This window comes from Streptococcus sp. NPS 308 (assembly GCF_002355895.1).
Taxonomy (GTDB): Bacteria; Bacillota; Bacilli; order Lactobacillales; family Streptococcaceae; genus Streptococcus.
The window spans coordinates 1,017,258-1,040,915 of the sequence record NZ_AP017652.1 but is presented as its reverse complement, the minus strand read 5'-3'; the positions used below and the strand labels follow the sequence as shown (position 1 = coordinate 1,040,915).

Annotated in this window: 28 protein-coding genes, 1 tRNA gene, 1 pseudogene and 1 riboswitch; of the genes and pseudogenes, 25 read left to right on the top strand and 5 right to left on the bottom strand. The window is 39.5% G+C overall.

What is annotated here, in order from left to right; genetic code table 11:
• The first annotated feature begins 1 nt into the window (after position 1).
• From srtB (SNAG_RS05465) to hemH, 3 genes are all read left to right on the top strand, one after another.
• The gene (gene srtB, locus SNAG_RS05465; protein WP_096407303.1) at positions 2 to 1,000 is read left to right on the top strand and encodes a class B sortase; all 999 of its coding nucleotides are present in this window, start codon (positions 2 to 4) and stop codon (positions 998 to 1,000) included.
• A gap of 75 nt (positions 1,001 to 1,075) precedes the next feature.
• Positions 1,076 to 1,948, top strand: a complete 873-nt coding sequence (gene srtB / locus SNAG_RS05460) for a class B sortase (protein WP_096407300.1) — start codon at positions 1,076 to 1,078, stop codon at positions 1,946 to 1,948.
• Between the two features lie 77 nt (positions 1,949 to 2,025).
• Complete coding sequence (gene hemH, locus SNAG_RS05455) at positions 2,026 to 3,120, top strand: ferrochelatase (RefSeq protein ID WP_096407298.1); 1,095 nt, start codon at positions 2,026 to 2,028, stop codon at positions 3,118 to 3,120.
• Between the two features lie 41 nt (positions 3,121 to 3,161).
• Here hemH and mscL read toward each other — a convergent pair whose 3' ends face one another.
• Both mscL and SNAG_RS05445 read right to left on the bottom strand, forming a co-directional pair.
• Positions 3,162 to 3,542, bottom strand: coding sequence for a large conductance mechanosensitive channel protein MscL (mscL, locus tag SNAG_RS05450; RefSeq protein WP_000910206.1), 381 nt, complete (start codon positions 3,540 to 3,542; stop codon positions 3,162 to 3,164).
• Positions 3,543 to 3,621: 79 nt separating this feature from the next.
• Positions 3,622 to 4,059 (bottom strand): GtrA family protein, encoded by a 438-nt coding sequence (locus SNAG_RS05445; RefSeq protein ID WP_096407295.1) that lies wholly within the window; start codon positions 4,057 to 4,059, stop codon positions 3,622 to 3,624.
• 28 nt (positions 4,060 to 4,087) lie between these two features.
• A riboswitch (PreQ1 riboswitch) is annotated at positions 4,088 to 4,184 on the top strand.
• On the opposite strand from SNAG_RS05445, the gene SNAG_RS05440 reads away from it, so the two are divergent.
• The 4 genes from SNAG_RS05440 to dapA all read left to right on the top strand — a co-directional run bounded on the left by SNAG_RS05440 (position 4,182) and on the right by dapA (position 7,272).
• On the top strand, positions 4,182 to 4,691 hold the full coding sequence (locus SNAG_RS05440) for a QueT transporter family protein (RefSeq protein ID WP_049489682.1): 510 nt from the start codon (positions 4,182 to 4,184) through the stop codon (positions 4,689 to 4,691). It overlaps the preceding riboswitch by 3 nt.
• Before the next feature lie 105 nt (positions 4,692 to 4,796).
• A tRNA-Thr gene (locus tag SNAG_RS05435) sits at positions 4,797 to 4,869 on the top strand.
• 339 nt (positions 4,870 to 5,208) lie between these two features.
• On the top strand, positions 5,209 to 6,285 hold the full coding sequence (locus SNAG_RS05430) for an aspartate-semialdehyde dehydrogenase (RefSeq protein WP_096407293.1): 1,077 nt from the start codon (positions 5,209 to 5,211) through the stop codon (positions 6,283 to 6,285).
• A 51-nt stretch (positions 6,286 to 6,336) separates the two neighbouring features.
• On the top strand, positions 6,337 to 7,272 hold the full coding sequence (dapA, locus tag SNAG_RS05425; RefSeq protein WP_096407290.1) for a 4-hydroxy-tetrahydrodipicolinate synthase: 936 nt from the start codon (positions 6,337 to 6,339) through the stop codon (positions 7,270 to 7,272).
• Between the two features lie 44 nt (positions 7,273 to 7,316).
• Here dapA and mnmE read toward each other — a convergent pair whose 3' ends face one another.
• On the bottom strand, positions 7,317 to 8,690 hold the full coding sequence (mnmE, locus tag SNAG_RS05420) for a tRNA uridine-5-carboxymethylaminomethyl(34) synthesis GTPase MnmE (RefSeq protein ID WP_096407288.1): 1,374 nt from the start codon (positions 8,688 to 8,690) through the stop codon (positions 7,317 to 7,319).
• Between the two features lie 134 nt (positions 8,691 to 8,824).
• Positions 8,825 to 9,007 (bottom strand): 4-oxalocrotonate tautomerase, encoded by a 183-nt coding sequence (locus SNAG_RS05415; RefSeq protein ID WP_001117401.1) that lies wholly within the window; start codon positions 9,005 to 9,007, stop codon positions 8,825 to 8,827.
• A 122-nt stretch (positions 9,008 to 9,129) separates the two neighbouring features.
• Here SNAG_RS05415 and SNAG_RS05410 point away from each other — a divergent pair, with 122 nt between their 5' ends.
• The 10 genes from SNAG_RS05410 (at position 9,130) to rlmD (ending at position 18,047) form a co-directional block, all read left to right on the top strand.
• Entirely contained in the window at positions 9,130 to 9,720 is a 591-nt protein-coding gene (locus tag SNAG_RS05410) for a thymidine kinase (RefSeq protein ID WP_096407285.1), read from the top strand.
• The gene (prfA, locus tag SNAG_RS05405; protein ID WP_001028810.1) at positions 9,717 to 10,796 is read left to right on the top strand and encodes a peptide chain release factor 1; all 1,080 of its coding nucleotides are present in this window, start codon (positions 9,717 to 9,719) and stop codon (positions 10,794 to 10,796) included. Before SNAG_RS05410 ends, prfA begins: the two co-directional genes overlap by 4 nt.
• Complete coding sequence (prmC, locus tag SNAG_RS05400; protein ID WP_096407283.1) at positions 10,796 to 11,632, top strand: peptide chain release factor N(5)-glutamine methyltransferase; 837 nt, start codon at positions 10,796 to 10,798, stop codon at positions 11,630 to 11,632. Before prfA ends, prmC begins: the two co-directional genes overlap by 1 nt.
• On the top strand, positions 11,616 to 12,218 hold the full coding sequence (locus SNAG_RS05395; protein ID WP_096407280.1) for an L-threonylcarbamoyladenylate synthase: 603 nt from the start codon (positions 11,616 to 11,618) through the stop codon (positions 12,216 to 12,218). Before prmC ends, SNAG_RS05395 begins: the two co-directional genes overlap by 17 nt.
• A 1-nt stretch (position 12,219) precedes the next feature.
• Positions 12,220 to 12,651 carry a GNAT family N-acetyltransferase gene (locus SNAG_RS05390; protein WP_096407278.1) on the top strand — a complete coding sequence of 144 codons (432 nt, stop codon included), beginning with the start codon at positions 12,220 to 12,222 and terminating at the stop codon, positions 12,649 to 12,651.
• 61 nt (positions 12,652 to 12,712) lie between these two features.
• Entirely contained in the window at positions 12,713 to 13,969 is a 1,257-nt protein-coding gene (gene glyA / locus SNAG_RS05385) for a serine hydroxymethyltransferase (protein WP_096407275.1), read from the top strand.
• 7 nt (positions 13,970 to 13,976) lie between these two features.
• The gene (locus SNAG_RS05380) at positions 13,977 to 14,951 is read left to right on the top strand and encodes a nucleoid-associated protein (RefSeq protein ID WP_000356115.1); all 975 of its coding nucleotides are present in this window, start codon (positions 13,977 to 13,979) and stop codon (positions 14,949 to 14,951) included.
• Positions 14,951 to 15,553, top strand: a complete 603-nt coding sequence (locus SNAG_RS05375; RefSeq protein WP_096407273.1) for a lysozyme family protein — start codon at positions 14,951 to 14,953, stop codon at positions 15,551 to 15,553. Before SNAG_RS05380 ends, SNAG_RS05375 begins: the two co-directional genes overlap by 1 nt.
• 86 nt (positions 15,554 to 15,639) lie before the next feature.
• Entirely contained in the window at positions 15,640 to 16,614 is a 975-nt protein-coding gene (locus SNAG_RS05370; RefSeq protein WP_096407270.1) for a DUF1002 domain-containing protein, read from the top strand.
• A gap of 74 nt (positions 16,615 to 16,688) precedes the next feature.
• Positions 16,689 to 18,047: a 23S rRNA (uracil(1939)-C(5))-methyltransferase RlmD gene (gene rlmD / locus SNAG_RS05365; protein WP_096407267.1), complete on the top strand. Its 1,359-nt coding sequence runs from the start codon at positions 16,689 to 16,691 to the stop codon at positions 18,045 to 18,047.
• 43 nt (positions 18,048 to 18,090) lie between these two features.
• Here rlmD and SNAG_RS09765 read toward each other — a convergent pair whose 3' ends face one another.
• Positions 18,091 to 18,315: a hypothetical protein gene (locus SNAG_RS09765; RefSeq protein ID WP_157740116.1), complete on the bottom strand. Its 225-nt coding sequence runs from the start codon at positions 18,313 to 18,315 to the stop codon at positions 18,091 to 18,093.
• Positions 18,316 to 18,356: 41 nt separating this feature from the next.
• On the opposite strand from SNAG_RS09765, the gene aac(6') reads away from it, so the two are divergent.
• The 8 genes and pseudogenes from aac(6') (at position 18,357) to SNAG_RS05325 (ending at position 22,853) form a co-directional block, all read left to right on the top strand.
• Positions 18,357 to 18,785, top strand: a complete 429-nt coding sequence (aac(6'), locus tag SNAG_RS05360; protein ID WP_049479811.1) for an aminoglycoside 6'-N-acetyltransferase — start codon at positions 18,357 to 18,359, stop codon at positions 18,783 to 18,785.
• Between the two features lie 57 nt (positions 18,786 to 18,842).
• Positions 18,843 to 19,451, top strand: a complete 609-nt coding sequence (locus SNAG_RS05355; protein ID WP_096407265.1) for a Type 1 glutamine amidotransferase-like domain-containing protein — start codon at positions 18,843 to 18,845, stop codon at positions 19,449 to 19,451.
• Positions 19,452 to 19,629: 178 nt separating this feature from the next.
• Positions 19,630 to 20,373, top strand: a complete 744-nt coding sequence (locus SNAG_RS05350; RefSeq protein WP_096407262.1) for a CPBP family intramembrane glutamic endopeptidase — start codon at positions 19,630 to 19,632, stop codon at positions 20,371 to 20,373.
• 154 nt (positions 20,374 to 20,527) lie between these two features.
• On the top strand, positions 20,528 to 21,334 hold the full coding sequence (locus SNAG_RS05345; RefSeq protein ID WP_096407260.1) for an alpha/beta fold hydrolase: 807 nt from the start codon (positions 20,528 to 20,530) through the stop codon (positions 21,332 to 21,334).
• A gap of 11 nt (positions 21,335 to 21,345) precedes the next feature.
• A pseudogene (locus SNAG_RS05340) lies at positions 21,346 to 21,459 on the top strand (ADP-ribosylglycohydrolase); the annotation flags it as partial.
• A 119-nt stretch (positions 21,460 to 21,578) separates the two neighbouring features.
• The gene (locus tag SNAG_RS05335) at positions 21,579 to 22,196 is read left to right on the top strand and encodes an SAP domain-containing protein (protein WP_096407257.1); all 618 of its coding nucleotides are present in this window, start codon (positions 21,579 to 21,581) and stop codon (positions 22,194 to 22,196) included.
• A 40-nt stretch (positions 22,197 to 22,236) separates the two neighbouring features.
• Positions 22,237 to 22,365 carry an ADP-ribosylglycohydrolase gene (locus tag SNAG_RS05330; RefSeq protein WP_096407254.1) on the top strand — a complete coding sequence of 43 codons (129 nt, stop codon included), beginning with the start codon at positions 22,237 to 22,239 and terminating at the stop codon, positions 22,363 to 22,365.
• A 77-nt stretch (positions 22,366 to 22,442) separates the two neighbouring features.
• Complete coding sequence (locus tag SNAG_RS05325; protein ID WP_096407252.1) at positions 22,443 to 22,853, top strand: DUF7668 domain-containing protein; 411 nt, start codon at positions 22,443 to 22,445, stop codon at positions 22,851 to 22,853.
• The last annotated feature ends 805 nt before the right edge of the window (positions 22,854 to 23,658 follow it).

Here is a 23,658-nt window from a genome sequence, read left to right as displayed (position 1 = left end):
GATGAAAATCAAGCGTGAGAAACCAAAAAGGAGTTTGTCTAGGCGTCTGGTCCTTGCTGTAGATGCATTGATAAATCATATCCTGCTCCTCTTGGCAGCCTTAGTCTTTCTCTTTGGTTTCTACGCCCTTTGGGATGCCAATCAGGTCTATTCTCAGGCTTCATCAAGTGAGTATGAGGCTTATAGACCTTTTAGTACCAGTGAGAAGGATGAGCTTGCTAGTTTTTCTGGCTTTCACAAGCTACAGCAAGTCAATCCAGAGGTTCTCGGTTGGATCAATGTCTATGGCACCAATATCGACTATCCCTTAGTCCAAGCCAAAGACAATGAAAAATACCTGAACAAGGATTCCAAGGGTGAATTTGCAGCTACAGGGGCTATTTTCCTTGAGGCTCGAAATGAATCCAAGTTCGAAGACTTTAATACCATCATCTACGGTCACCATGTAGAAAATGGGGTTATGTTTGGAGATGTAGCAAAGTTTTCTGATAAGGAATTTTTTGACCAGCATCGCTACGGCAGTATTTACTATAATGGTGTTGAAAAAGGTCTTGAGATCTTTGAGATGCTCGAGGTAGACGCCTATGACTTTAACATCTACGATCCAGGTATTAATGGGGATGATCGGCGTCAAGAATATATCGATCACTTACTCTCAGTTGCCATTCACAAACGAGACATTACACTGGGGCCAAATGACCATATCATCCTTCTCAGTACCTGTTTCCTAGACGTAACAAATGGGAGACATATCGTAGTTGCCAAGATTACGGATACGGTTCCAAAGAACACCTTCCATACGAAAAAATCAAAACCATTCCCTTACAGTGTCTTTGATGATTCATCGCTCGGACGATTTCTCTCATCGATTCCTTTGTGGATATGGTACATCATCTTGTTTATCTTGCTCTTGCTATTGATCTTCTTGCTCATCATCCTCTACTTGATCTTGCGTCGTAGAAGAGAAGCAAAAGAAGGAGCAGATACCATTACTGACTAAACTACTAATAAAAGAGAAAGGGACAGCCTCTCTTGCTCTTTTATTTTCAAGGCTAGAAAGGAGAAAGAAGGAAATATGAAAACAAGTACGAGTCACAAAACCATAAAGGTCATTCTATCCCTTTTTCTAGCTTTTTTCTGTCTTTTTACAGCTGATAGAGTTCTTGCGAGTGACTACGATCATTATAATCCCATTGAAAAGGATGCCAGCAGTACGGGCTTTGAAACCCTGCAGCACCTCAACAAGGATGTTTGTGGTTGGATTAGCCTTGATGGGACAAAGGTAGACTATCCCCTCTTGCAGAGTCAGGACAATGTCAAATACCTTGACCGCAATGCTTTTGGCGATTATACTGTGTCAGGTTCTATATTCCTAGACTATCGTTTTAATCCCAACTTTACTGACTTTAACACCATCATTTATGGTCACTCCATGGCTTCTGGTGCTATGTTTGGGGAGATTCAAAAATTTGCGGATCAAGATTTTTTTGAAAAGCATCGCTATGGCTCTATCTACTACAATGGTCGTGAATGTGGTCTGGAGATTTTTGGGATTTTAGAAGTAGATGCCTATGACACGGAGATTTACCGAACTTTGAGTTCCAACGATGAGGAACACCAGGCCTACTATCAATATCTGCTAAGTAAAGCCAAGTACAAGCGAGATGTCTCCTTGACCTCAACGGACAAGATTGTTTTGTTAAGCACCTGTTTCCTTAACATTACCAACGGAAGACATATCCTCTTAGCTAAAATAACGGATACGCCAGCAAAAGCAGCTCAAGATAAAAGTGGAGAAGCTGTAGGAACACGGTATTTCGATCACGGAATTCCCAGTCATTGGATTTATATCCTTGCCTTTCTCCTCCTGATTATCGTTATTTTACTCCTTGTCGTTATCATCCTAATCATGAGACGAGATAGAAAAACAAAAGAACAAAAGAAATAGTAGACGTCGGAAGCGTTTACTATTTTTTTCTTTCATGATAGAATAGATAGTGAAAATAATAACATAAGGATGATAACATGAAAAAAGCTATATTAATGATGACCTTTGGATCTCCAGAGGAGATTAGTTTTGAAGGAGTAGCGGAATTTTTTACAAACATTCGTCGTGGTGTTAGACCACAAGACCACGAGATTCAGACTCTCTATGACAACTATGTCCTTATCGATGGGACGCCCTTGCAGCGGATTACGCGAGAAGAGGTCGCTCTAGTTAGAGAACGATTGGGTGAGGAGTATGGGATCTACTTTGCCAACAAATTTTCTCGGCCCTTTATTACAGACGTGATCAAGCAGATGGAAGCTGATGGTGTTGAAGAATGTATCTGTTTGATTTTGGAACCTCATTATTCATTTTACTCAGTCATGGGGTATGAAAAGTTTTTGGAAAGCCAACAAATCCGATTTTTAGTTATTAAGGACTGGTATCAACAACAGCCTTTGCTGGACTTCTGGACAGATGAGATTAGCAAAATTTTACGAAATCAGGTAGGAGAAGAATCCTTCAAGGTAATCTTTTCAGCCCACAGTGTCCCCATTTTTGCCTTGGATTATGGAGATCCTTATATTGATCAGATTTTCGATAATAGCAAGCTAATCGCTGAACAACTCGGCCTAAAAGCCGACCAGTATACCAATACTTGGCAGAGCGAAAGCGATATTGGAATCCCTTGGATCAAGCCAGATGTCTTAGAATATTTACGAGAACAAAAGCAACATCCAGAGCATTATATTTTTGTCCCGATTAGTTTTATCAGTGAGCACATTGAAGTCTTGTTTGACAACGATGTAGAATGTTATGAGTTGTGTCAAGAAATAGGTGTCACCTACCATCGTCCACCTATGCCCAATACGGATAGCCGTTTAATTGACGCTTTAGTTGCTACTATACGAGCCAACGAAAACAAGGAATTTAAAGCTTTTCTCCCAGAAGAAGAAACCTTCGATGAGTTAGCGCCTTCAGCAACTACCAAGGACATTATGGAGGAGACAGACGACCTTCAGATGCCAGAATTTGTCAAAAAGCTCATTGAGAAAAAAGGCCGTGAAAATGTGAAGATGCCTTACTTAATTAAGAAAATGCTCGAAAAAGCTGGGAAGTTACCAAAAGAGTAAAGAAAAAAGGATTTAGCTTTAAGCTAAATCCTTTATCTGTTTTATTTTTTCTCAAGAAGAGCTTTGATTTCTTGAAGAACTTCAAGTTCAGTTGGAGCAGCAGGTGCTTCCTCAACCACTTCCTCTTTCTTACGAAGGTTTTGCGCTTTTTCCATAGCTTTAATAACGAAGAAAAGCACAGTACCTACAACGAGAAAGTTGATAATAGCACTCAAGAATTTACCATATGTAACACCATTCCATGCAAGCTCAGCGATGTTTTGTACTTTCGCAGCTTCCAAAGCTGGGTTCAATAGAAGTGGAGTGATGATGTCATTAACAAATGAAGTAACGATAGCACCAAATGCAGAGGCAATGATGACACCGACAGCGAGGTCAACGACATTACCACGAAGCAAGAATTCTTTAAGATCCTTTAACATTTTCATAAATTCCTTTCCTAATTTTCTAATTTATTATATCCTAAATTGTGACAAAAAGCAACTTGAACGCTCAAAGTGGTCAGTTGTTCCCTTTAAAAATATAGATTTTACTGAAAATATAGTTTAAAATGATGATCAAAATTTGTGCTAGGATAGTTTCAATCGTATTAACTCTATCTATATTAAATTCGACAAACTGGCCAATAATGTCAGGAAAGGTTGTAACAAAGATATAAGTTAAAAGAACGTCAAGACCAAGTGTAGAGAGACGAGCTAAGAAAAACTTAGCCAGGCGAGTCGGCCAATTTCTTCTCTCTTGTTTAAAGACGATTGTATCATTTGTGAGAAAGGCAAAGAGAATCCCGATAATATTTGCAAGGGCAGTTGCGAGGATTTCCTGGTGGCTGATATGGTAAATAACCAAACGTGATACAATAGAAACCAAAGTCGTAGCACCACCAAAAAATAGGTAGGAGAGTATTTCGTTATTAAAGAAAGCTTTTATTCGTTTTTTCATGATTTTAGTATAGCATAAAGCTGGCTAATGTGCTATACTAGTAAGGTTGATTCACTCAACCCTTGGTGCTTAGCTTCTTTCACCAAGCATATTTTACGCGGGAAACCGCCAAAGGAGAAAACATGAAAAATTTAACTGTTCGTGACATGGCAGATATTGCTATTGTTGCTGCTATCTATGTGGTTTTGACCATTACCCCACCACTAAATGCTATTAGCTACGGTGCTTACCAGTTCCGCATTTCTGAGATGATGAATTTTTTGGCTTTTTACAATCCTAAATACATCATCGGTGTGACGATTGGTTGTATGATTGCTAATTTCTTTAGTTTTGGCATAATTGATGTCTTTGTCGGCGGGGGATCTACTCTAGTTTTCCTTAGTCTAGGTGTATGGCTCTTTGCAAAATACAGCAAAGATTACCTCTTTAACGGATTGATTCGAAAAGATCATTTCTTCTTTTCAATCCTCTTCTCCATTTCAATGATTACCATTGCAGCTGAACTTCATATCGTTGCTGAAGCTCCATTCTTCTTTACTTGGTTTTCTACAGGGATTGGAGAGTTTGCATCGCTTATCGTTGGTGCAATCCTAATCGGAAAACTGGGACAGCGAATCGACCTTACAAAATAAGAAGTTTATAAGCTAGATTCTTGCTAAATCTAGCTTTTTTCATTTCAGAAATTTAAAAGAGAGCGCTTGACAAGAACATAGAACTATAGTATACTTTTTAGGTAAGCTGATTTAGCTCAGTTGGCAGAGCGCATCCATGGTAAGGATGAGGTCGCCGGTTCAATCCCGGCAATTAGCATTAGATAGACATGAAAACTCTTGATATTCGAGAGTTTTTTATATTTCCCCCGCATTAGCCTTGACAAAGTCAGCAAAGCATAGTAGAATAAAACCTGCGATGAGTCGATAGGTAGTCTTCGGACTGCTATTGAGCATAAGGAGGTCATAACGCAGGAGCGGACCTTGATGAGTTGTGTGAACCTGCTCATCACATGAAGATGCCTCTTAGTCCCTAGTCAATGACTAGGGATTTTTAGTTTTCAGAAAATATAGTCTAAAAATGCTTTTCAATTTCTTGAAAAAGTAGTATAATACATCTATTATAGAAATTTTTAGAAAATTCCGAAAGAGGTTATTTATGGGATATACAGTTGCTGTAGTCGGCGCGACAGGTGCTGTCGGAGCTCAGATGATAAAAATGTTGGAAGAATCAACACTTCCAATCGATAAAATTCGTTACCTTGCTTCCGCACGTTCAGCTGGTAAGACTTTGAAATTTAAAGACCAGGACATTACGATTGAGGAAACAACTGAAACAGCTTTTGAGGGTGTTGATATTGCACTCTTCTCAGCAGGTGGTTCGACATCAGCTAAGTATGCTCCCTACGCAGTTAAGGCTGGTGCTGTAGTGGTTGATAACACATCTTACTTCCGTCAAAACCCAGATGTACCATTGGTTGTCCCAGAAGTAAATGCTCATGCACTTGATGCCCACAACGGAATCATTGCCTGCCCTAACTGTTCAACAATCCAAATGATGGTGGCTCTTGAGCCTGTTCGTCAAAAATGGGGCTTGGACCGTATCATCGTTTCTACTTACCAAGCGGTTTCAGGTGCAGGTATGGGAGCGATTCTTGAAACACAACGTGAACTTCGTGAAGTCTTGAATGACGGTGTCAATCCACGTGATTTGCAAGCGGAAATCTTGCCTTCAGGTGGTGATAAGAAACACTATCCAATCGCCTTCAATGCTCTTCCTCAGATCGATGTCTTCACAGACAATGATTACACTTACGAAGAGATGAAGATGACCAAGGAAACCAAGAAAATCATGGAAGATGAGTCTATCGCAGTGTCTGCAACATGTGTTCGTATTCCAGTCTTGTCAGCTCACTCTGAGTCTGTTTACATCGAAACAAAAGAAGTTGCGCCAATCGAAGAAGTGAAAGCAGCTATCTCATCCTTCCCAGGTGCAGTTCTTGAAGATGATGTAGCGCATCAAATCTATCCTCAAGCTATCAATGCTGTTGGTTCACGTGATACCTTTGTCGGTCGTATCCGTAAGGACTTGGATGCTGAAAAAGGAATTCACATGTGGGTTGTTTCAGATAACCTCCTCAAAGGTGCTGCTTGGAACTCTGTACAGATCGCAGAAACGCTTCATGAGCGTGGTTTGGTCCGTCCAACAGCTGAGCTGAAATTTGAATTGAAATAATGGTTTAGGAGTTCGAATGAACTCCTTCTTTGAAATAGAGAGGTGTTTCTCATGTCTTACCAAGATCTAAAAGAATGTAAAATCATTACTGCCTTCATCACTCCTTTCCATGAAGATGGCTCCATCAACTTTGATGCCATTCCAGCCCTTATAGAGCATTTGTTGGATCACCATACAGATGGGATTTTGCTGGCTGGAACGACTGCTGAAAGTCCAACCTTGACCCACGATGAAGAGTTGCAACTCTTTGCTGCTGTACAAAAGGTTGTCAAGGGACGTGTTCCTTTGATTGCGGGTGTAGGTACCAATGACACACGTGACTCGATCGAGTTTGTCAAAGAAGTTGCAGAATTTGGTGGTTTTGCAGCTGGGCTTGCAATCGTACCTTACTATAACAAACCTTCTCAAGAAGGCATGTATCAGCATTTCAAGGCTATTGCTGATGCCTCAGATTTGCCGATTATCATTTATAACATTCCAGGGCGTGTGGTTGTCGAATTAACTCCTGAAACCATGCTTCGTTTGGCTGACCACCCAAATATCATCGGTGTTAAAGAATGTACCAGCTTGGCAAATATGGCTTATTTGATTGAGCACAAGCCAGAAGAGTTCTTGATTTATACTGGTGAGGATGGTGATGCCTTCCATGCCATGAACCTTGGTGCAGATGGGGTTATCTCTGTTGCCTCCCATACAAATGGAGATGAGATGCACGAGATGTTGACTGCCATTGCAGAAAGCGACATGAAGAAAGCCGCAGCTATTCAGCGCAAGTTCATTCCTAAGGTCAATGCCCTCTTCTCTTATCCAAGTCCTGCTCCAGTTAAGGCAGTTCTGAACTATATGGGATTTGAAGCTGGACCAACTCGATTACCTCTAGTTCCAGCACCAGAAGAAGATGCCAAACGCATTATCAAGGTTGTTGTAGATGGCGACTACGAAGCCACAAAGGCAACTGTAACAGGTGTCTTAAGACCAGATTACTAATAAAGACAATAAAATCCATGACCGCTAGAACGATCATGGATTTCTTATTTTCCTAAACAGAATTGGCTAAAGAGTTGGGTGATGAGTTCATCTGGAGCAGCGTCCCCAGTAATTTCTCCGAGAATTTCCCAAGTACGAGTTAAGTCAACTTGAAGCAAGTCAACTGGCATCCCCAGTTCTAGTCCTTCATTAACTGCTTGCAAGCTTTCAACAGCTTTTTCAATCAAGGAAATGTGGCGGGCATTTGACAAGTAAGTGGCGTCTTGCTCAACCAAACCAGCATTCTCAAAGAAAAGGTTGTTGATTCTATCTTCAATCTTATCGATATTTTGATTTTTAAGAACTGAAATACGGATGACATCTTCAGGTAGTTCCGAAGTTTCAATCGCTTCAGGTAGGTCAGTTTTATTAAGTAGAATAATGCGGTTGGTATCCTGACTGATTTCTAAGAGTTGTCTGTCTTGTGCTGTTAGTGGTTCACTAGCATTGAGCACCAGTAGAACTAAGTCAGCTTCCTTGAGGGCTTTTTTGGAACGCTCGACACCGATTTGTTCCACGATGTCATCTGTTTCACGGATTCCAGCTGTATCAATCAATTTAAGGGGGACACCGTTGATGTTGACGTATTCTTCAATAACATCACGTGTTGTACCAGCGATATCAGTCACGATAGCCTTGTCTTCACGCAAGAGGTTGTTGAGAAGGCTGGATTTTCCAACGTTGGGGCGTCCGATAATGGCAGTTGAAATTCCCTCACGAAGGATTTTACCGCGACGGGCTGTCCTAAGGAGATTGGTTAGCAATTGCTCAAACTCCATAGTCTTCTCGCGGACGACTGCAGTAGTGGCTTCTTCAACATCGTCGTACTCAGGATAGTCAATATTGACCTCAACTTGGGCAAGCGTATTGAGGATTTCTTGGCGAGTATTGTTAATGAGATCAGAAAGGGAACCGTCCAATTGTTTGACTGCAATGTTCATGGCTTTATCTGTCTTGGCACGGATGATGTCCATCACCGCCTCAGCTTGCGTCAAGTCTACACGTCCATTTAGAAAGGCCCGTTTGGTAAATTCACCAGGTTCTGCTAACCGAGCCCCTTCACGGATAGCTAGCTGGAGGATCTCATTGGTCACAGCAATTCCACCGTGGGTGTTAATCTCGATAATGTCCTCGCGAGTGAAGGTCTTTGGAGATTTCATAGCTCCAATCATAACCTCGTCCATGACCTTACCAGTCAAAGGATCAATAATATGCCCGTAGTTAAGAGTATGGCTGGTAACCTTACTCAAATCCTTGCCTTTAAAAATCTTTTGTGCAATAGCAAAACTGTCAGTTCCGCTCAAGCGGACAATACCAATGGCTCCTTCGCCTAGTGGAGTAGAGATGGCAGCTATGGTATCAAATTCACGTGTAATCATACTAATTCCTTTTGTATTTCTTTTCTTAGGATATGTATCCAAACATCTCTTCAAATTGTAACAAATTTAGGTTATTTCTTCAATGGAAGCTACTTAAAGATTGAAAAAGCCTAAGCAAATTTGCTTAAGCTTGCTTATTTGGTACGCATTTCACCTTGAGGAAAATAGGTTCCTTCAGGCATGTCGTTGATAATGACATGAACAGCAGACTGAGGTGCTCCTGTGTTGCGGACAACTGCTTCAGTAACCTCCTTAGCAAGAGCTTTCTTTTGCTCGAGCGTACGTCCTTCAAACAAATCGATGCGAACAAATGGCATAATAGCTTCCTCCACTAGTTTTTGATTTCTTCTATTTTACCACATTTTGCCGTTTAAAGCTTCAGAAAATTATGATATACTAGAATGTAGCAAAAATTTAGAAATGGACGTGAAATAGAAGCATGGCACAGTTGTATTATCGTTATGGGACTATGAACTCAGGTAAAACGATTGAGATTCTTAAGGTAGCCTATAACTATGAGGAGCAAGGAAAGGGAGTTGTGATTATGACTTCGGCTCTGGATACGCGTGATGGTGTTGGCTATGTGTCGAGTCGAATCGGCATGAAACGACCTGCACTTGCGATTGAAGATGATACAGATATCTATGGCTTAATCCGAGATTTGGAAATCAAACCCTACTGTGTCTTGGTCGATGAGGCCCAGTTTCTCAAGCGTCACCATGTTTACGACCTAGCTCGTGTTGTCGATGAGTTAGACATCCCTGTCATGGCATTTGGTTTGAAGAATGACTTTCGCAATGAACTCTTCGAAGGTTCCAAACATCTCTTACTATTAGCAGACAAAATCGATGAGATTAAGACTATCTGTCAATATTGTAAGAAAAAGGCGACCATGGTATTACGAACATTGGATGGAAAACCTACCTATGAAGGTGAACAAATTCAGATTGGTGGCAATGAAACCTATATCTCGGTTTGCCGTAAACATTATTTTGCCCCTGAAATCAATAAGGAGAATGAAGAAAAATGAACATCTATGATCAACTACAAGCTGTAGAAGACCGTTATGAAGAACTAGGAGAATTGCTGAGTGACCCAGATGTCGTCTCAGACACCAAGCGTTTCATGGAGCTTTCGAAAGAAGAAGCTTCTACTCGTGATACAGTAACGGCCTACCGTGAGTACAAACAAGTCCTCCAAAACATCATTGATGCAGAAGAGATGATTAAAGAATCAGGCGGAGATGCGGACTTGGAAGAAATGGCCAAGCAAGAGCTCAAGGATGCCAAGGCTGAAAAAGAAGAATACGAAGAAAAACTAAAAATCTTGCTCCTTCCAAAAGATCCAAACGACGACAAGAACATCATCCTTGAAATCCGTGGAGCAGCTGGAGGTGACGAAGCAGCGCTTTTCGCTGGTGACCTCCTAACTATGTACCAAAAATATGCTGAAGCCCAAGGCTGGCGCTTTGAAGTCATGGAAGCTTCTATGAACGGTGTCGGTGGTTTCAAAGAAGTCGTTGCCATGGTTTCTGGTCAGTCTGTATACTCTAAACTCAAGTATGAGTCTGGTGCCCACCGTGTGCAACGTGTCCCTGTGACAGAAAGTCAAGGCCGTGTTCATACCTCGACAGCTACAGTTCTAGTCATGCCTGAAGTGGAAGAAGTAGAATACGATATTGATCCAAAAGACCTTCGTGTTGACATCTACCACGCATCAGGTGCTGGTGGACAGAACGTCAACAAGGTTGCGACTGCTGTTCGTATCGTTCACTTGCCAACCAATATCAAGGTTGAGATGCAGGAAGAACGTACCCAGCAGAAAAACCGTGAGAAGGCTATGAAGATTATTCGTGCGCGTGTGGCTGACCATTTTGCTCAGATTGCACAAGATGAGCAAGACGCTGAGCGTAAGTCAACTATCGGTACTGGTGACCGTTCAGAACGTATTCGTACTTACAACTTCCCACAAAATCGTGTCACAGATCATCGTATTGGTTTGACACTCCAGAAACTAGATACCATTTTGTCTGGTAAATTGGATGAAGTTGTGGACGCTTTGGTCCTTTACGATCAAACACAGAAATTAGAAGAATTAAACAAATAATGAAATTAGCTCAATTATTTTCAGATTTTGAAGAAGAATTGATAAGACAAGGAGAGGAAGCAGAAAGCCTCTCTTTTGTCTATCGTAGCCTGAAAAAACTCTCTTTTACAGATTTCGTCTTTGCCCTCCAGCAAGAAGTAACAGAGGAAGAAAAACAATTTGTAGAGGAAATTTACCAGCAGTTAACGGCCCACAAACCAGCTCAGTATATCATTGGTCACGCAGATTTCTTTGGAATGCAGTTAAAAGTGGATGAGCGGGTTTTGATTCCTCGTCCAGAGACAGAGGAGTTGGTGGAACTTATCCTAGCTGAAAATCCTGAGGAAAATCTTAAGGTCCTAGATATTGGAACTGGAAGTGGTGCCATAGCCCTCGCACTAGCAAAAAACAGACCAGATTGGTCAGTGACAGCAGCAGATATTTCACAAGAGGCTTTGCAGCTTGCATCTGAGAATGCCAAAAATCAAAATCTTAATATATTTTTTAAAAAATCTGATTGTTTTGCAGAAATTTCTGAAAAATATGATATAATTGTATCCAATCCACCCTATATCTCTCGTGAAGATGAGTCAGAGGTCAGTTTGAATGTTTTGCATTCGGAGCCTCATCTAGCTCTCTTTGCAGATGAGGATGGCCTAGCTATTTACCGTAGAATTACGGAAGATGCAAAAGACTATCTCACAGATGGTGGTAAGATTTACCTTGAAATTGGATACAAGCAAGGTCAAAGTGTTCCTGCGCTTTTTAGGAAACATCTTCCTGAAAAACGGGTGCAAACACTCAAGGACCAATTTGGTCAAGATAGGATGGTTGTAGTTGATGATGGACAGGATTAGACAAGAGTTGGAAAAGGGCGGAGCTGTTGTTTTGCCTACAGAGACGGTTTACGGCCTATTTGCTAAGGCCTTAGATGAAAAAGCTGTCGACCATGTTTACCAACTCAAACGTCGTCCTAGAGACAAGGCGCTCAATCTTAATGTTGCTTCTCTAGAGGACATCTTGCACTTTTCAAAGAAACAGCCAACTTATCTCCAAAAGCTTGTAGAGACCTTTTTACCAGGTCCCTTGACCATTATCCTCGAAGCCAATGACCGAGTTCCCTTTTGGGTCAATTCTGGTCTTGCAACTGTTGGATTTCGGATGCCGAGTCACCCTATTACACTTGATTTGATTCGAGAGACAGGTCCTTTGATTGGGCCGTCTGCCAATATTTCAGGTCAGGCAAGTGGAGTGACCTTTGCTCAAATTCTAGAGGATTTTGACCAAGAGGTTCTGGGTCTGGAGGACGACGCTTTTCTAACTGGACAGGATTCGACGATTTTGGATTTGTCTGGAGACAAGGTGAAAATCTTACGCCAGGGGACCATTAAGCAAGAGGATATTCTTGCTCGGTTGCCAGAGATTTCTTTTGAGGAGGAATGAGATGCTAAGAGATTTGCAAGAAACAGATGTGAATGCTATATGTGAGATTAACCAAGAGGTTTTGGGCTATTCTTTTAGTCCGGAGGACACAGCTAGTCAACTAGCTAGACTATCTCAGGATTCCCATCATTTCCTACTTGGCTATGAGGATGCAGCCAGCCATGTCCTACTTGGATATGTCCATGCTGAAGCTTATGAATCCCTTTATTCCAAAGCAGGATTTAATATCTTAGGCTTAGCGGTTTCACCTCAAGCACAAGGGCTAGGTATCGGTAAATCCTTGTTGCAAGGGTTGGATCAAGAAGCAAAAAGACGGGGTTATGAGTTTATCCGCTTAAATTCTGCCGATCACCGTCAGGGTGCTCATGCATTTTATGAAAAAGTTGGTTATACTTGTGATAAAGTGCAGAAACGGTTTATTCGCATTCTTTAGTTTATTTTCTTTCTTGTAAAAACAAACTAAAGGACCAGTCACACTAAAAAGGAGAAGACCTATGATTTTTGATAAAGACGATTTTAAAGCATACGATGCTGATCTCTGGAATGCTATTGCCAAAGAAGAAGAACGCCAACAAAACAACATTGAGTTGATTGCTTCGGAAAACGTGGTTTCCAAGGCTGTTATGGCAGCTCAAGGGTCTATCTTGACGAATAAATACGCTGAAGGTTACCCAGGACGCCGTTATTATGGTGGAACGGATGTAGTAGACGTGGTAGAAACTCTAGCTATTGAACGTGCAAAAGAAATTTTCGGTGCTAAATTCGCCAATGTCCAACCTCACTCAGGAAGCCAAGCCAACTGTGCGGCTTACATGGCCTTGATTGAGCCTGGTGATACGGTTATGGGAATGGATTTGGCTGCTGGTGGGCACTTGACCCACGGGGCTCCTGTTAGCTTCTCTGGTCAAACCTACAACTTTGTTTCTTACAGTGTGGATCCTGAAACAGAACTCTTGGACTTTGATGCCATCTTGAAACAAGCCCAAGAAGTAAAACCTAAACTAATCGTAGCAGGTGCTTCAGCCTATTCTCAAATTATCGACTTCTCAAAATTCCGTGAAATCGCAGACGCTGTCGGGGCTAAGCTCATGGTAGATATGGCTCATATCGCTGGTTTGGTCGCTGCTGGTCTACATCCAAGTCCAGTTCCATACGCTCATATCACAACGACAACGACCCACAAAACCCTTCGTGGACCTCGTGGTGGCTTGATCCTGACAAATGATGAGGACCTAGCGAAGAAAATCAACTCAGCTATTTTCCCTGGTATTCAGGGTGGACCTTTGGAGCATGTTATCGCTGCTAAGGCGGTGTCATTCAAAGAAGTTTTAGATCCGGCCTTCAAGGAATATGCTGCTAATGTCATCAAAAACAGCAAGGCTATGGCAGCTGTCTTCTTGCAAGACCCTGACTTCCGTATCATTTCTGGCGGGACTGAAAACCACCTCTTCTTAGTCGATGTTACTAAGGTTGTTGAAAACGGAAAAGTGGCTCAAAACTTGCTGGATGAGGTTAATATTACCCTAAATAAAAACTCAATCCCTTACGAAACTTTGTCACCATTCAAGACAAGTGGGATTCGTATCGGAGCAGCAGCCATCACTGCACGTGGATTTGGTGAAGAAGAATGCCGTAAAGTGGCTGAACTCATCATTAAAACTCTTAAGAATGCAGAAAATGAAGCTGTATTAGAAGAAGTGAGAAGTGAAGTCAAAGAATTGACAGATGCCTTCCCACTATACGAGGACTAATACTTTTATGGACATTTATATTAAGAAAGCTATTATCCATCAGTTCAGCCCAGATGATACCGAGCTGTTTCTAGCGGATAAGTTTCTCAATATCACTCCAAAAATCGAGGAATACCTACGTAAAAAAATCGAACGTGTGTATTCAGATGAAGCCAAGACTGGGATTTTCGAAGAAGAAAATCCCTTCTTCAATCACATCACAGATGATTTATTGGAGACATCAGTAACACTGGCTAATCTCTGGAAAGAGGAGTTCAGCATTTCTGAAAACCTCAAGACCAATGACTTGGTTTTTGTTCAGTTTTCTAAAGAAGGCGTTGAACATTTCGCTTTCTTGCGAATTGCTCTACGTGAGACCTTGACCCACCTCGGTGGAGAAGTTGATAATCCAATCAAGCTAACTCAGAATAACCTGCCTGGATTTGGAACAGGAGCTGACGAGGCCTTGGTGGTTAATCTTCAAAGTCGCAAGTACCATCTCATCGAAAAACGAATCAAGTACAATGGGACTTTTTTGAACTACTTTTCAGAAAATCTCCTAGCCGTTGCTCCCAAGATTTCACCAAAGAAATCTATCAAGGAACTGGAAAAAACGGCTCAGAGAATTGCAGAGTCCTTTAACACAGATGATTTTCAATTTCAATCTAAGGTCAAATCAGCGATTTTCAACAATCTTGAAGAAAGCAATGAACTGTCACCTGAAAAATTGGCTAACGACCTTTTTGATAACAATCTGACAGCTCGTTTGAGCTTTATCGACCAAGTCAAGGAAGCTGTACCAGAACCAGTCCAGTTTGATGAAATTGATGCCAGTCGTCAGCTCAAGAAATTTGAAAACCAAAAACTTTCCTTGTCAAACGGAATCGAACTCATCGTTCCCAATAACGTCTATCAAGATGCCGAGTCTGTTGAGTTTATCCAAAATGACAATGGAACCTATTCTATCTTAATCAAAAATATCGAGGATATTCAAAGTAAATAATGTTTAAATTTATAAGAAGAGTGCTTGTGCTAGCAGTCTTCCTTTTCGCAGGATACAAAGCTTATCATATCCATCAGGATGTTAAACAAGTCATGACTTACCAACCTATGGTTCGGGAAATCCTCAGTGAAAGAGATACTCCAGCTAATGAAGAGTTGGTGCTCGCCATGATTTATACCGAAACGAAGGGAAAAGAGCGGGATGTCATGCAGTCTAGTGAGTCTGCTAGTGGCGCTACCAATACCATCAATGACGATGCCTCTAGTATTCGCCAAGGGATACAGACACTAACAGATAACCTCTATTTGGCACAGAGCAAAGGAGTAGATGTCTGGACAGCCGTTCAAGCCTATAATTTTGGACCTGCCTATATAGACTTTGTTGCTCAGAATGGCAAGGAAAATACTTTGGCACTAGCCAAGCGTTACTCCCGAGAAACGGTCGCTCCAATTCTAGGTAATACTACAGGGAAGACCTACACCTATATCAACCCCATTTCTATCTTTCACGGAGCCGAACTCTATGAAAATGGTGGAAATTATTACTACTCGAGACAGGTACGCTTTAACCTGTACATCATGAAATTCTTTAATTTCTTTTAAGCATCTGGTTTGACCAGGTGTTTTTCACTATAAGCTTTCTTTAAGATTGTTTTATTACCCTAGAAAGGTAAAGGAGGGAATATCCCATGAGAAAGAAATTCTTTCTAACAAGTGCTGCAGTATTGTGGGCCGCAACAGCTATGACAAGCGTCCACGCAGCAACAGATGTTCAAAAAGTAATCGATGAAACCTATGTACAACCTGAATATGTTCTTGGCTCTTCACTATCTGAAGACCAGAAAAACAAAACTCTTAGCAAACTTGGCTATGACGTTTCAAAAGACACCAAAGATATCAAAACAATGACCCCTGATATCTATTCGAAAATCATGAATGTGGCTAATGATGCTAGTCTACAGCTCTATTCGTCAGCTAAGATTCAAAAACTAGGTGATAAGTCGCCTCTAGAGGTCAAGATTGAAACGCCTGAAAATATCACCAAGGTGACGCAGGATATGTACCGTAATGCAGCAGTGACCTTGGGAGTAGAGCATGCCAAAATCACAGTTGCAGCTCCTATTCCAGTTACAGGTGAGAGTGCCCTAGCAGGGATTTACTACTCGTTAGAGGCCAATGGAGCTAAAGTACCACAAGCCAATAAAGACTTGGCTCAAGAAGAGTTAAAGGCCTTGTCAGATATCAATGCTGAAAACAAGGACAAGTCAGGTTACGACGCCAATAAGCTCAATGTGGCTTTGGCAGATATCAAGGCAGGAATTGCAAAGGCAAAAGAAGCCAAAGGAAATCTGACAGAAGAAGATGTCCGCAAAATCGTTGAAGACACGCTAAAAAACTACAAACTTGATCAGGTTATAACAGGAAACCAGGTCAATATCATCATCAATTTTGCACTTAACCTCTCGAAGAGTGACATCTTGAATAATGCTGATTTCACTAAAACCCTAAAAGACCTCAAGGATAGCATTGTTTCCCAAGCTGGAGATAGCTTTAAAAATATCAATCTCAACTTTGATGCCAATAAAGCGCTAGAAGACGGGGGCAACTTCTTTAGTTCTCTTTGGCAAGCCATTGTCAACTTCTTCAAGAGTTTTGGTGCTTAGGTCATTTCATGATATAATAGATGGTAACAGAAATGTTGCCGTCTTTTTTTGTCGGCCGATAGAAAGTGAAAAATATGTTAAAGAAAAATGATATTGTAGAAGTTGAAATTGTTGATTTGACCCATGAAGGTGCTGGGGTTGCCAAGGTAGATGGTTTGGTTTTCTTTGTAGAAAATGCTCTACCAACTGAGAAAATCCTCATGCGTGTTCTTAAAGTCAATAAGAAGATTGGCTTTGGGAAGGTTGAAGAATACCTTACACATTCTCCGCATCGTAACCAAGACCTTGACCTAGCTTATCTACGTTCAGGAATTGCTGACTTGGGGCATCTTGCCTATCCAGAGCAGCTCAAGTTTAAAACCAAGCAAGTCAAAGACAGTCTCTACAAGATTGCTGGTATTACCGATGTAGAGGTTGCTGAAACTCTTGGTATGGACCATCCAGTCAAGTACCGAAATAAGGCACAGGTGCCCGTTCGTCGAGTGAATGGTGTCTTGGAAACTGGCTTTTTCCGTAAAAATTCGCACGATCTCATGCCCCTTGAAGATTTCTTTATCCAGGATCCTGCTATTGACCAAGTTGTGGTAGTTCTTCGAGATTTGCTTCGTCGCTATGACTTGAAACCTTATGACGAAAAGGAACAGTCTGGCTTGATTCGGAACCTTGTTGTGCGTCGTGGGCATCATTCAGGACAAATCATGGTTATTTTAGTGACTACACGTCCTAAAATTTTCCGAGTGGAGCAATTGATTGAACAAATCATCAAGCAGTTCCCAGAGATTGTCTCTGTCATGCAAAATATCAACGACCGAAATACCAATGCGGTTTTTGGGAAAGAATGGCGAGTTCTCTATGGTCAAGATTACATTACGGACCAAATGTTGGGGAATAGCTTCCAAATCTCTGGACCAGCTTTCTACCAAGTCAATACTCAAATGGCGGAGAAACTCTATCAAACAGCCATTGACTTTGCGGAGTTAAAAGCAGATGATGTGGTTATCGATGCTTATTCGGGTATTGGAACCATTGGTTTATCAGTCGCCAAGCATGTCAAGGAAGTCTATGGAGTTGAGGTCATCCCAGAAGCAGTTGAGAATAGCCAGAAGAATGCTGCATTAAATAATATCACAAATGCCCACTATGTCTGTGATACTGCTGAAAATGCTATGAAGAATTGGCTCAAGGAAGGTATTCACCCAACCGTTATATTGGTCGACCCACCACGCAAGGGCTTGACCGAGAGCTTTATCAAAGCAAGCGCTCAAACAGGAGCAGACCGTATTGCCTATATCTCCTGCAATGTCGCAACCATGGCGCGTGATATCAAACTCTACCAAGAATTGGGTTATGAATTGAAGAAAGTCCAGCCGGTGGATCTGTTTCCACAGACGCATCACGTGGAGTGTGTGAGTTTGTTAGTGAAACGTAGTTAAACCTCAAAAGGTTCACCCAAACCTTTTGAGTCCCACAAACGCATCATGTTGAGGCGGTATCACTGCTTGTACGAGCTGAGGCATCAGCGAAGTTGAAGTAGATGCTCCGCCCATGGGATAGGACTCGTAGAATGAGGAGGGAAACCGACGAAATGATACGGTAAGTCCGAACCGCTGAGTGCATGGCTCTGCTCTTCCGATCTGAGACAGTCGAAAAGTAGAAGGAGATGGTATTGGTATCAATCAATGAGTAACAAAGTAACAGCATGATTCGAAACATTTGCTTGTAATTTTCGGAGGAACATCAATATGGATGGAATAACAAAAGATTCTATAAAAACGGCTAAACTAATAAAACAATTATGGCCCCAATTGACCGATAAAGAAGCTTTTGATGAAGTAAAAAAATATACGAATGGCAAAAATACTGCAATCTTTACTGAAGTTGAAGGTGATACAATTGTAGGTCTAGCACTATGTTCACTCAGATTTGATTATGTTGAAGGTTGTAAATATAGTCCTGTTGGATTCTTAGAAGGGATTATTGTCGACGAGGAATATCGTTTAAAGGATATTGCTAAAAATCTCTGCACAAAATGTGAGGAATGGGCGAAAAATAAAGGATGTAAGGAATTTGCAAGTGACTGTACTTTAACCAATACGGATTCTATAAGATTTCATCTCAATATTGGATTTCAGGAGGCAAATAGAATTATTCATTTTAAGAAGAAATTATAATTTAGAAACGTGAATAAACTTGTTTAAACTTTATGTATCTTTAGAAAGTGTGAAAGATTGGACGAACAAATTTTTTTGATGGGTGGAAATCCGCCGATAAAGAACCATACGGTTGTTAATAAAATTGTGTCATCAAGGAAGATTGAAAGAATTGTTATTTTTACAGTTTTTCGAGATAATTGGCAACCCTATATGAAAAAGTACACGGATGTTTTCCAAAGTCAATTTTCTAATCTAAACACTGATTACTTACTTTTGGACACTGAGCAGATTGATTTTGATAGCTATTTAGATGCTAATCTAATCATCATCGGTGGAGGAAATACGGAAAAATATATAGCTACTTATGTCAATCAGGAGTTCAAAAATTATATCGATCATATGCTTAATAAAGGGGCAAAAGTTATAGGGTTTTCTGCAGGAGCCCTATTATTAGGAGAAAAAGTCTATGTCTCACCTAATGATAATTCATATCATCAGATAAAGATAAAAAATGGATTAGGAGTCTTTAGTCAGTTTTTAATTAGTGTCCATTATGATTCCTGGAATGATAAAGCTAATAAGGATAGAGCAGAAGAACTCGTCAGTGTTCCCATAATTCCACTAAATGATCATTCCTGTCTTGTATTGGATAGACTTGGAAACATTATTGAGAAAATTGACTAGTTTTAATCATGCGAATCTGAATCTACGAAACTAAAGTATTGAAGAAATGAATAGTGAAAAGCCTTGATTGTAAGGCTTTTTTGTGTTTTTATGATAGAATATAGGTAGTTATAATCGAGAGAAACTAAGAAGCAGTAACAAATATTACATATAAAATAATCAAAATAAGGAAAATAAAATGACAGAAATTGACAAAAAGAATTTAAAAAATTATCTTTGTTTTACATTTGGAATTACTTATATATCTTGGGGGCTTCTTGCCATCTTTACGCAATCTTATATTTTGGGATTAGAGACATTTATAGGAAGAATATTACATATAGTTGGTGCACTTGGACCAGCTATTGCAAGTGGTTTTTATTTGAAAAGGAATAATATAAAATTTAAACATTTTGTATTTACTAAAAGAAAAAGTAGTAGTATTTATTTCATTATTCATTTGTTAGCAATTTTGATACTATTCTCTTTATCTTCCTTAGAATTAAATGAAGTATCCATTTATCTGATGCCACTATTCTTTATTCAATTAATTTTTTTTGGTGGTGGACATGAAGAATTGGGATGGAGAGGAATATTACAACCTTTACTTGATAAAAAATATACTTATTGGAAATCTAATTTGATTGTAGGTTCAATCTGGGGAATTTGGCATCTGCCTTTATGGTTTATAGTTGGAGAAAGTCATCAAGGATTTCCTTTTATTTTATTTTTTATATATACATTATTTTTAAGTTTTGTTTTAGGGCTTCTTTACCGTCAAACGAAATCTGTGGGATACTGTATATTATTTCATGCGTTCGCAAATTTGTTAAATCTCTATTTTGTGTTAAAAATTAATCTTATTTTTATTATCATTTTTATTGGTTATTTGATTTATACGATATTGGCTAGTAATAGAATTAGTAAGGAAACAACATTTTAAAATTTAGATCAGGATATCCATTATTGAAAGTAACGTGTGGTCATTCTAGATAATCAATGTTAGAGACTTTTCTATTTGATGAGGCATCACTGCTTGTTCAAACTGATTTAACAAGTATTTATCTAGTGAAATCCCTACAGTAAGGAGTTTAAACATGAAATTCCATGAATTTGGTGATAAGAATTTGCCTCCTATTATACTGATACATGGTGGTGGCAGTTCTTGGTGGAATTATCTTCGTCAAGCACGAATCTTGTCAAAAGAATACCGTATTATTCTACCCACTTTGAATGGCCACGGCGAGGAATATCAACTTGATTATGTTTCTACGGAAGATTCTGCTTTGGAGATTCTAGACTATATCAAAGCAAACTGCGGTGGGAAATTGTTTGCAATCGGTGGTGTTTCACTTGGTGGTCAAATTGCCATGGAGCTTTTGTCTTTAGACAGTGAAATTGCTGAGAAGGCTATCATAGATGGAAGCCTCTGTATTCCTCAACCAAGGTTAGCTAAAATCAGCATCTTTCTAGTGTCTCTATTTGGTAAACTGATGTTCAATAAATTCTCTTGCAAACTTCAGTTAAGCATGATGAACAAACTCTATCCTAAACTGACTTATCCAGAGGAAATAAAAGCTTATTATTTGGAGGATCTGCCAAGGACCCCTGTCAAAACATTGGTGACCATTTACAAAAGCTATATGGGATGTTACAAGCTGAAAAATATGATTTCTGCTAGCAAGGCTCAGGTTCTGTATATTTATGGTGAAAAAGAATTGAACTGTGTGAAAGAATCAGCGAAATTATTTCATCAGCTACATTCAAATACAATTTTGTATGAAGCAAAGGGCTATAACCACGGCTATTTATCAGCTTACCTGCCTTATGAGTGGATTGATTTGGTGGTGCCATTTTTAAAGAGTGACTCATTAGAAATGTGTAACGAATCTGATATGCCATAAGGAGGAAACGTATGCTAGGAGCAATAGTTGGAGACATTGTAGATTCAGTTTACGAATGGAACAATATCAAAACGAAGGATTTTCCTTTATTTCGGAAAGACTGCTTTTTTACAGATGATACGGTAAGTCCGAACCACTTAGAGTGTGAGTTTGCTAGTGAAACATTGCTAATCCTCAAAATAAAGAAACCAAAATACCATTATTTAGGAATGAAAACCTAAACTGTTTTTAAGGAGGTGTTATATTGATAGAGAGCAGACCTGAGTTTGATAAAATCACATCCTTTGATGAGTTTAATAAATACTACTGGTATCGTGATGAACTTTCACAGATATGCAGGTCATTAGGACTTGAATATAGAGGTACAAAACAAGAACTCAATCATATTATTGAGCAGTACTTTAAGGGTAATTTGATTAAAAAATCATCAATAAAAAGGAAAAAGAAACAAGTAGAAGTCGTTGCCTTAGATACGCCCTTACTTGAATGTGGATTCTCCTTTAATGCATACTTTAGAGAATATTTCTCAACTTTAACAGATGTTTCGCCCTTTAAATTTACTGCTGATATGGCGACAGCTTGGAGAAAAGTAAAAAGAGAAGATGATTTGAGTTTTACAATCCAAGATATGCTAAAAGTCTATTATGGAGATTCAGATTATGCCAAGTATGACCATTCGGTTTGTCAATGGAATCAGTTTTTTAAGGATTTTTGTGCAGATGAAAATAGTCACAATTACTCGAATAAACTAAAAGTAGCTTCTATTCTTTGGAAAGAAGTTAGAAATTCAAGTAATGCAAAAATTTATTCAAAGAATCTTTTAACTAAATATGCAGATAAGATAAAAGAGTATGACAAGTAGAAATGTCAGTCTAAACTAATAGTTTGTAAGGAGGAATACCATGCTAGGAGCAATTATTGGAGATATTGTCGGTTCGGTTTACGAATGGAACAATATCAAAACGAAGGATTTTCCTTTATTTCGTGAGGATTGTTTTTTCACGGATGATACAGTAAGTCCTAACCGCTGAGTGTGTGAGTTTGCTAGTGAAACATTTTTAATATTCATAAGATTTAAAGTTGATTACAAAAAAAAGGAAGTATTATCATGGGAATATTCGATGATTTTGAGTACAAAGAAAACTACCTAGATGAAGAAAAAGTAATTGAAATACTTAAAAAGATTTTAAGAGCAATTCATCTAAATAATTATAGAGATATTTTGAATTGTGTTGATGGTTCAGAAGTTGATGATGTAAGAGAGTTACTTGAATATATTGACGATTCATTACAATTAAATGATTTTGATAAAATTGATGAATATGGTGTAGATTGTAATTTCCATCCGAATTATGAGTACTCCCAACTACAAGTTTATGAATTTAATGATCAAACTGGCTTTATTGTTGAATATGAGATGACCTCCGATTCTGAATTAGTAGATTTAACCCTACAATTGGAATTTTTATACAATAATGATGGTTACAAAATAACTTCTATAGATGTTGATCCTGGATAAACCACACTTAATTATCTTCGTTATATGATAAATGCGTATATAAAGGCTAGATAATTTGATTGTAAGTTGCTTAAAATATCGGTTAGTTTTTCAAATATTGAGAGATTGAAAGATGTATCTATTGGAATTGTACCAAAATGATTATTCTAAAGATTTTGTCGTGTTTGATTCTTTAGAAGATGGAAAAGACTTTGTTTCTCGCTGATGATACGGTAAGTCCGAACCGCTGAGTGTGTGAGTTTGTTAGTGAAACGTAGCTAATCCCCTCACCTTTTCATTTTAAGGCAAGAAGGCTTCAAAGCTCCAATTGAGCTTTGAACTCCCCAAACCTATTGAGTTCCGCAAACGCATCATGTTGAGGCGGTAAGTTTGCTAGTCAAGGAGTAAAACGACGAAGATTAGCATTTACTTCCGCCCATGCGATAGCTGTCCGTGATTGACAAGTGCTAGCACGCAGACAGAACGGAGATAGCGAACCGCTGAGTGTGTCGCTCTGCTCGTAAAAGCTTAGAAACCTTTGAACGAAAGGGATAATGAAAGCCTTGATTGCAAGGCTTTTTGCTTTATGGTGGGTAAGTATCAGAGTGAGAAAATTTTTGGAATGAGTAGAAGTGATAGCTAGAAATTATCAGTTTCTATTTCCATTTACCCTGTGGGTACGTGTTTGTTTCCATTGACAAGGAGTTTGTGGGAATAGAAATGTACCCACCTTGTTTGAATCAAGTGAAGTGTAGTTGAAGGAAATCTGTTGAAAGCAATACTTCATTTTACCGAATAAGTAATAATTTAGGCAACTTCAAATCGA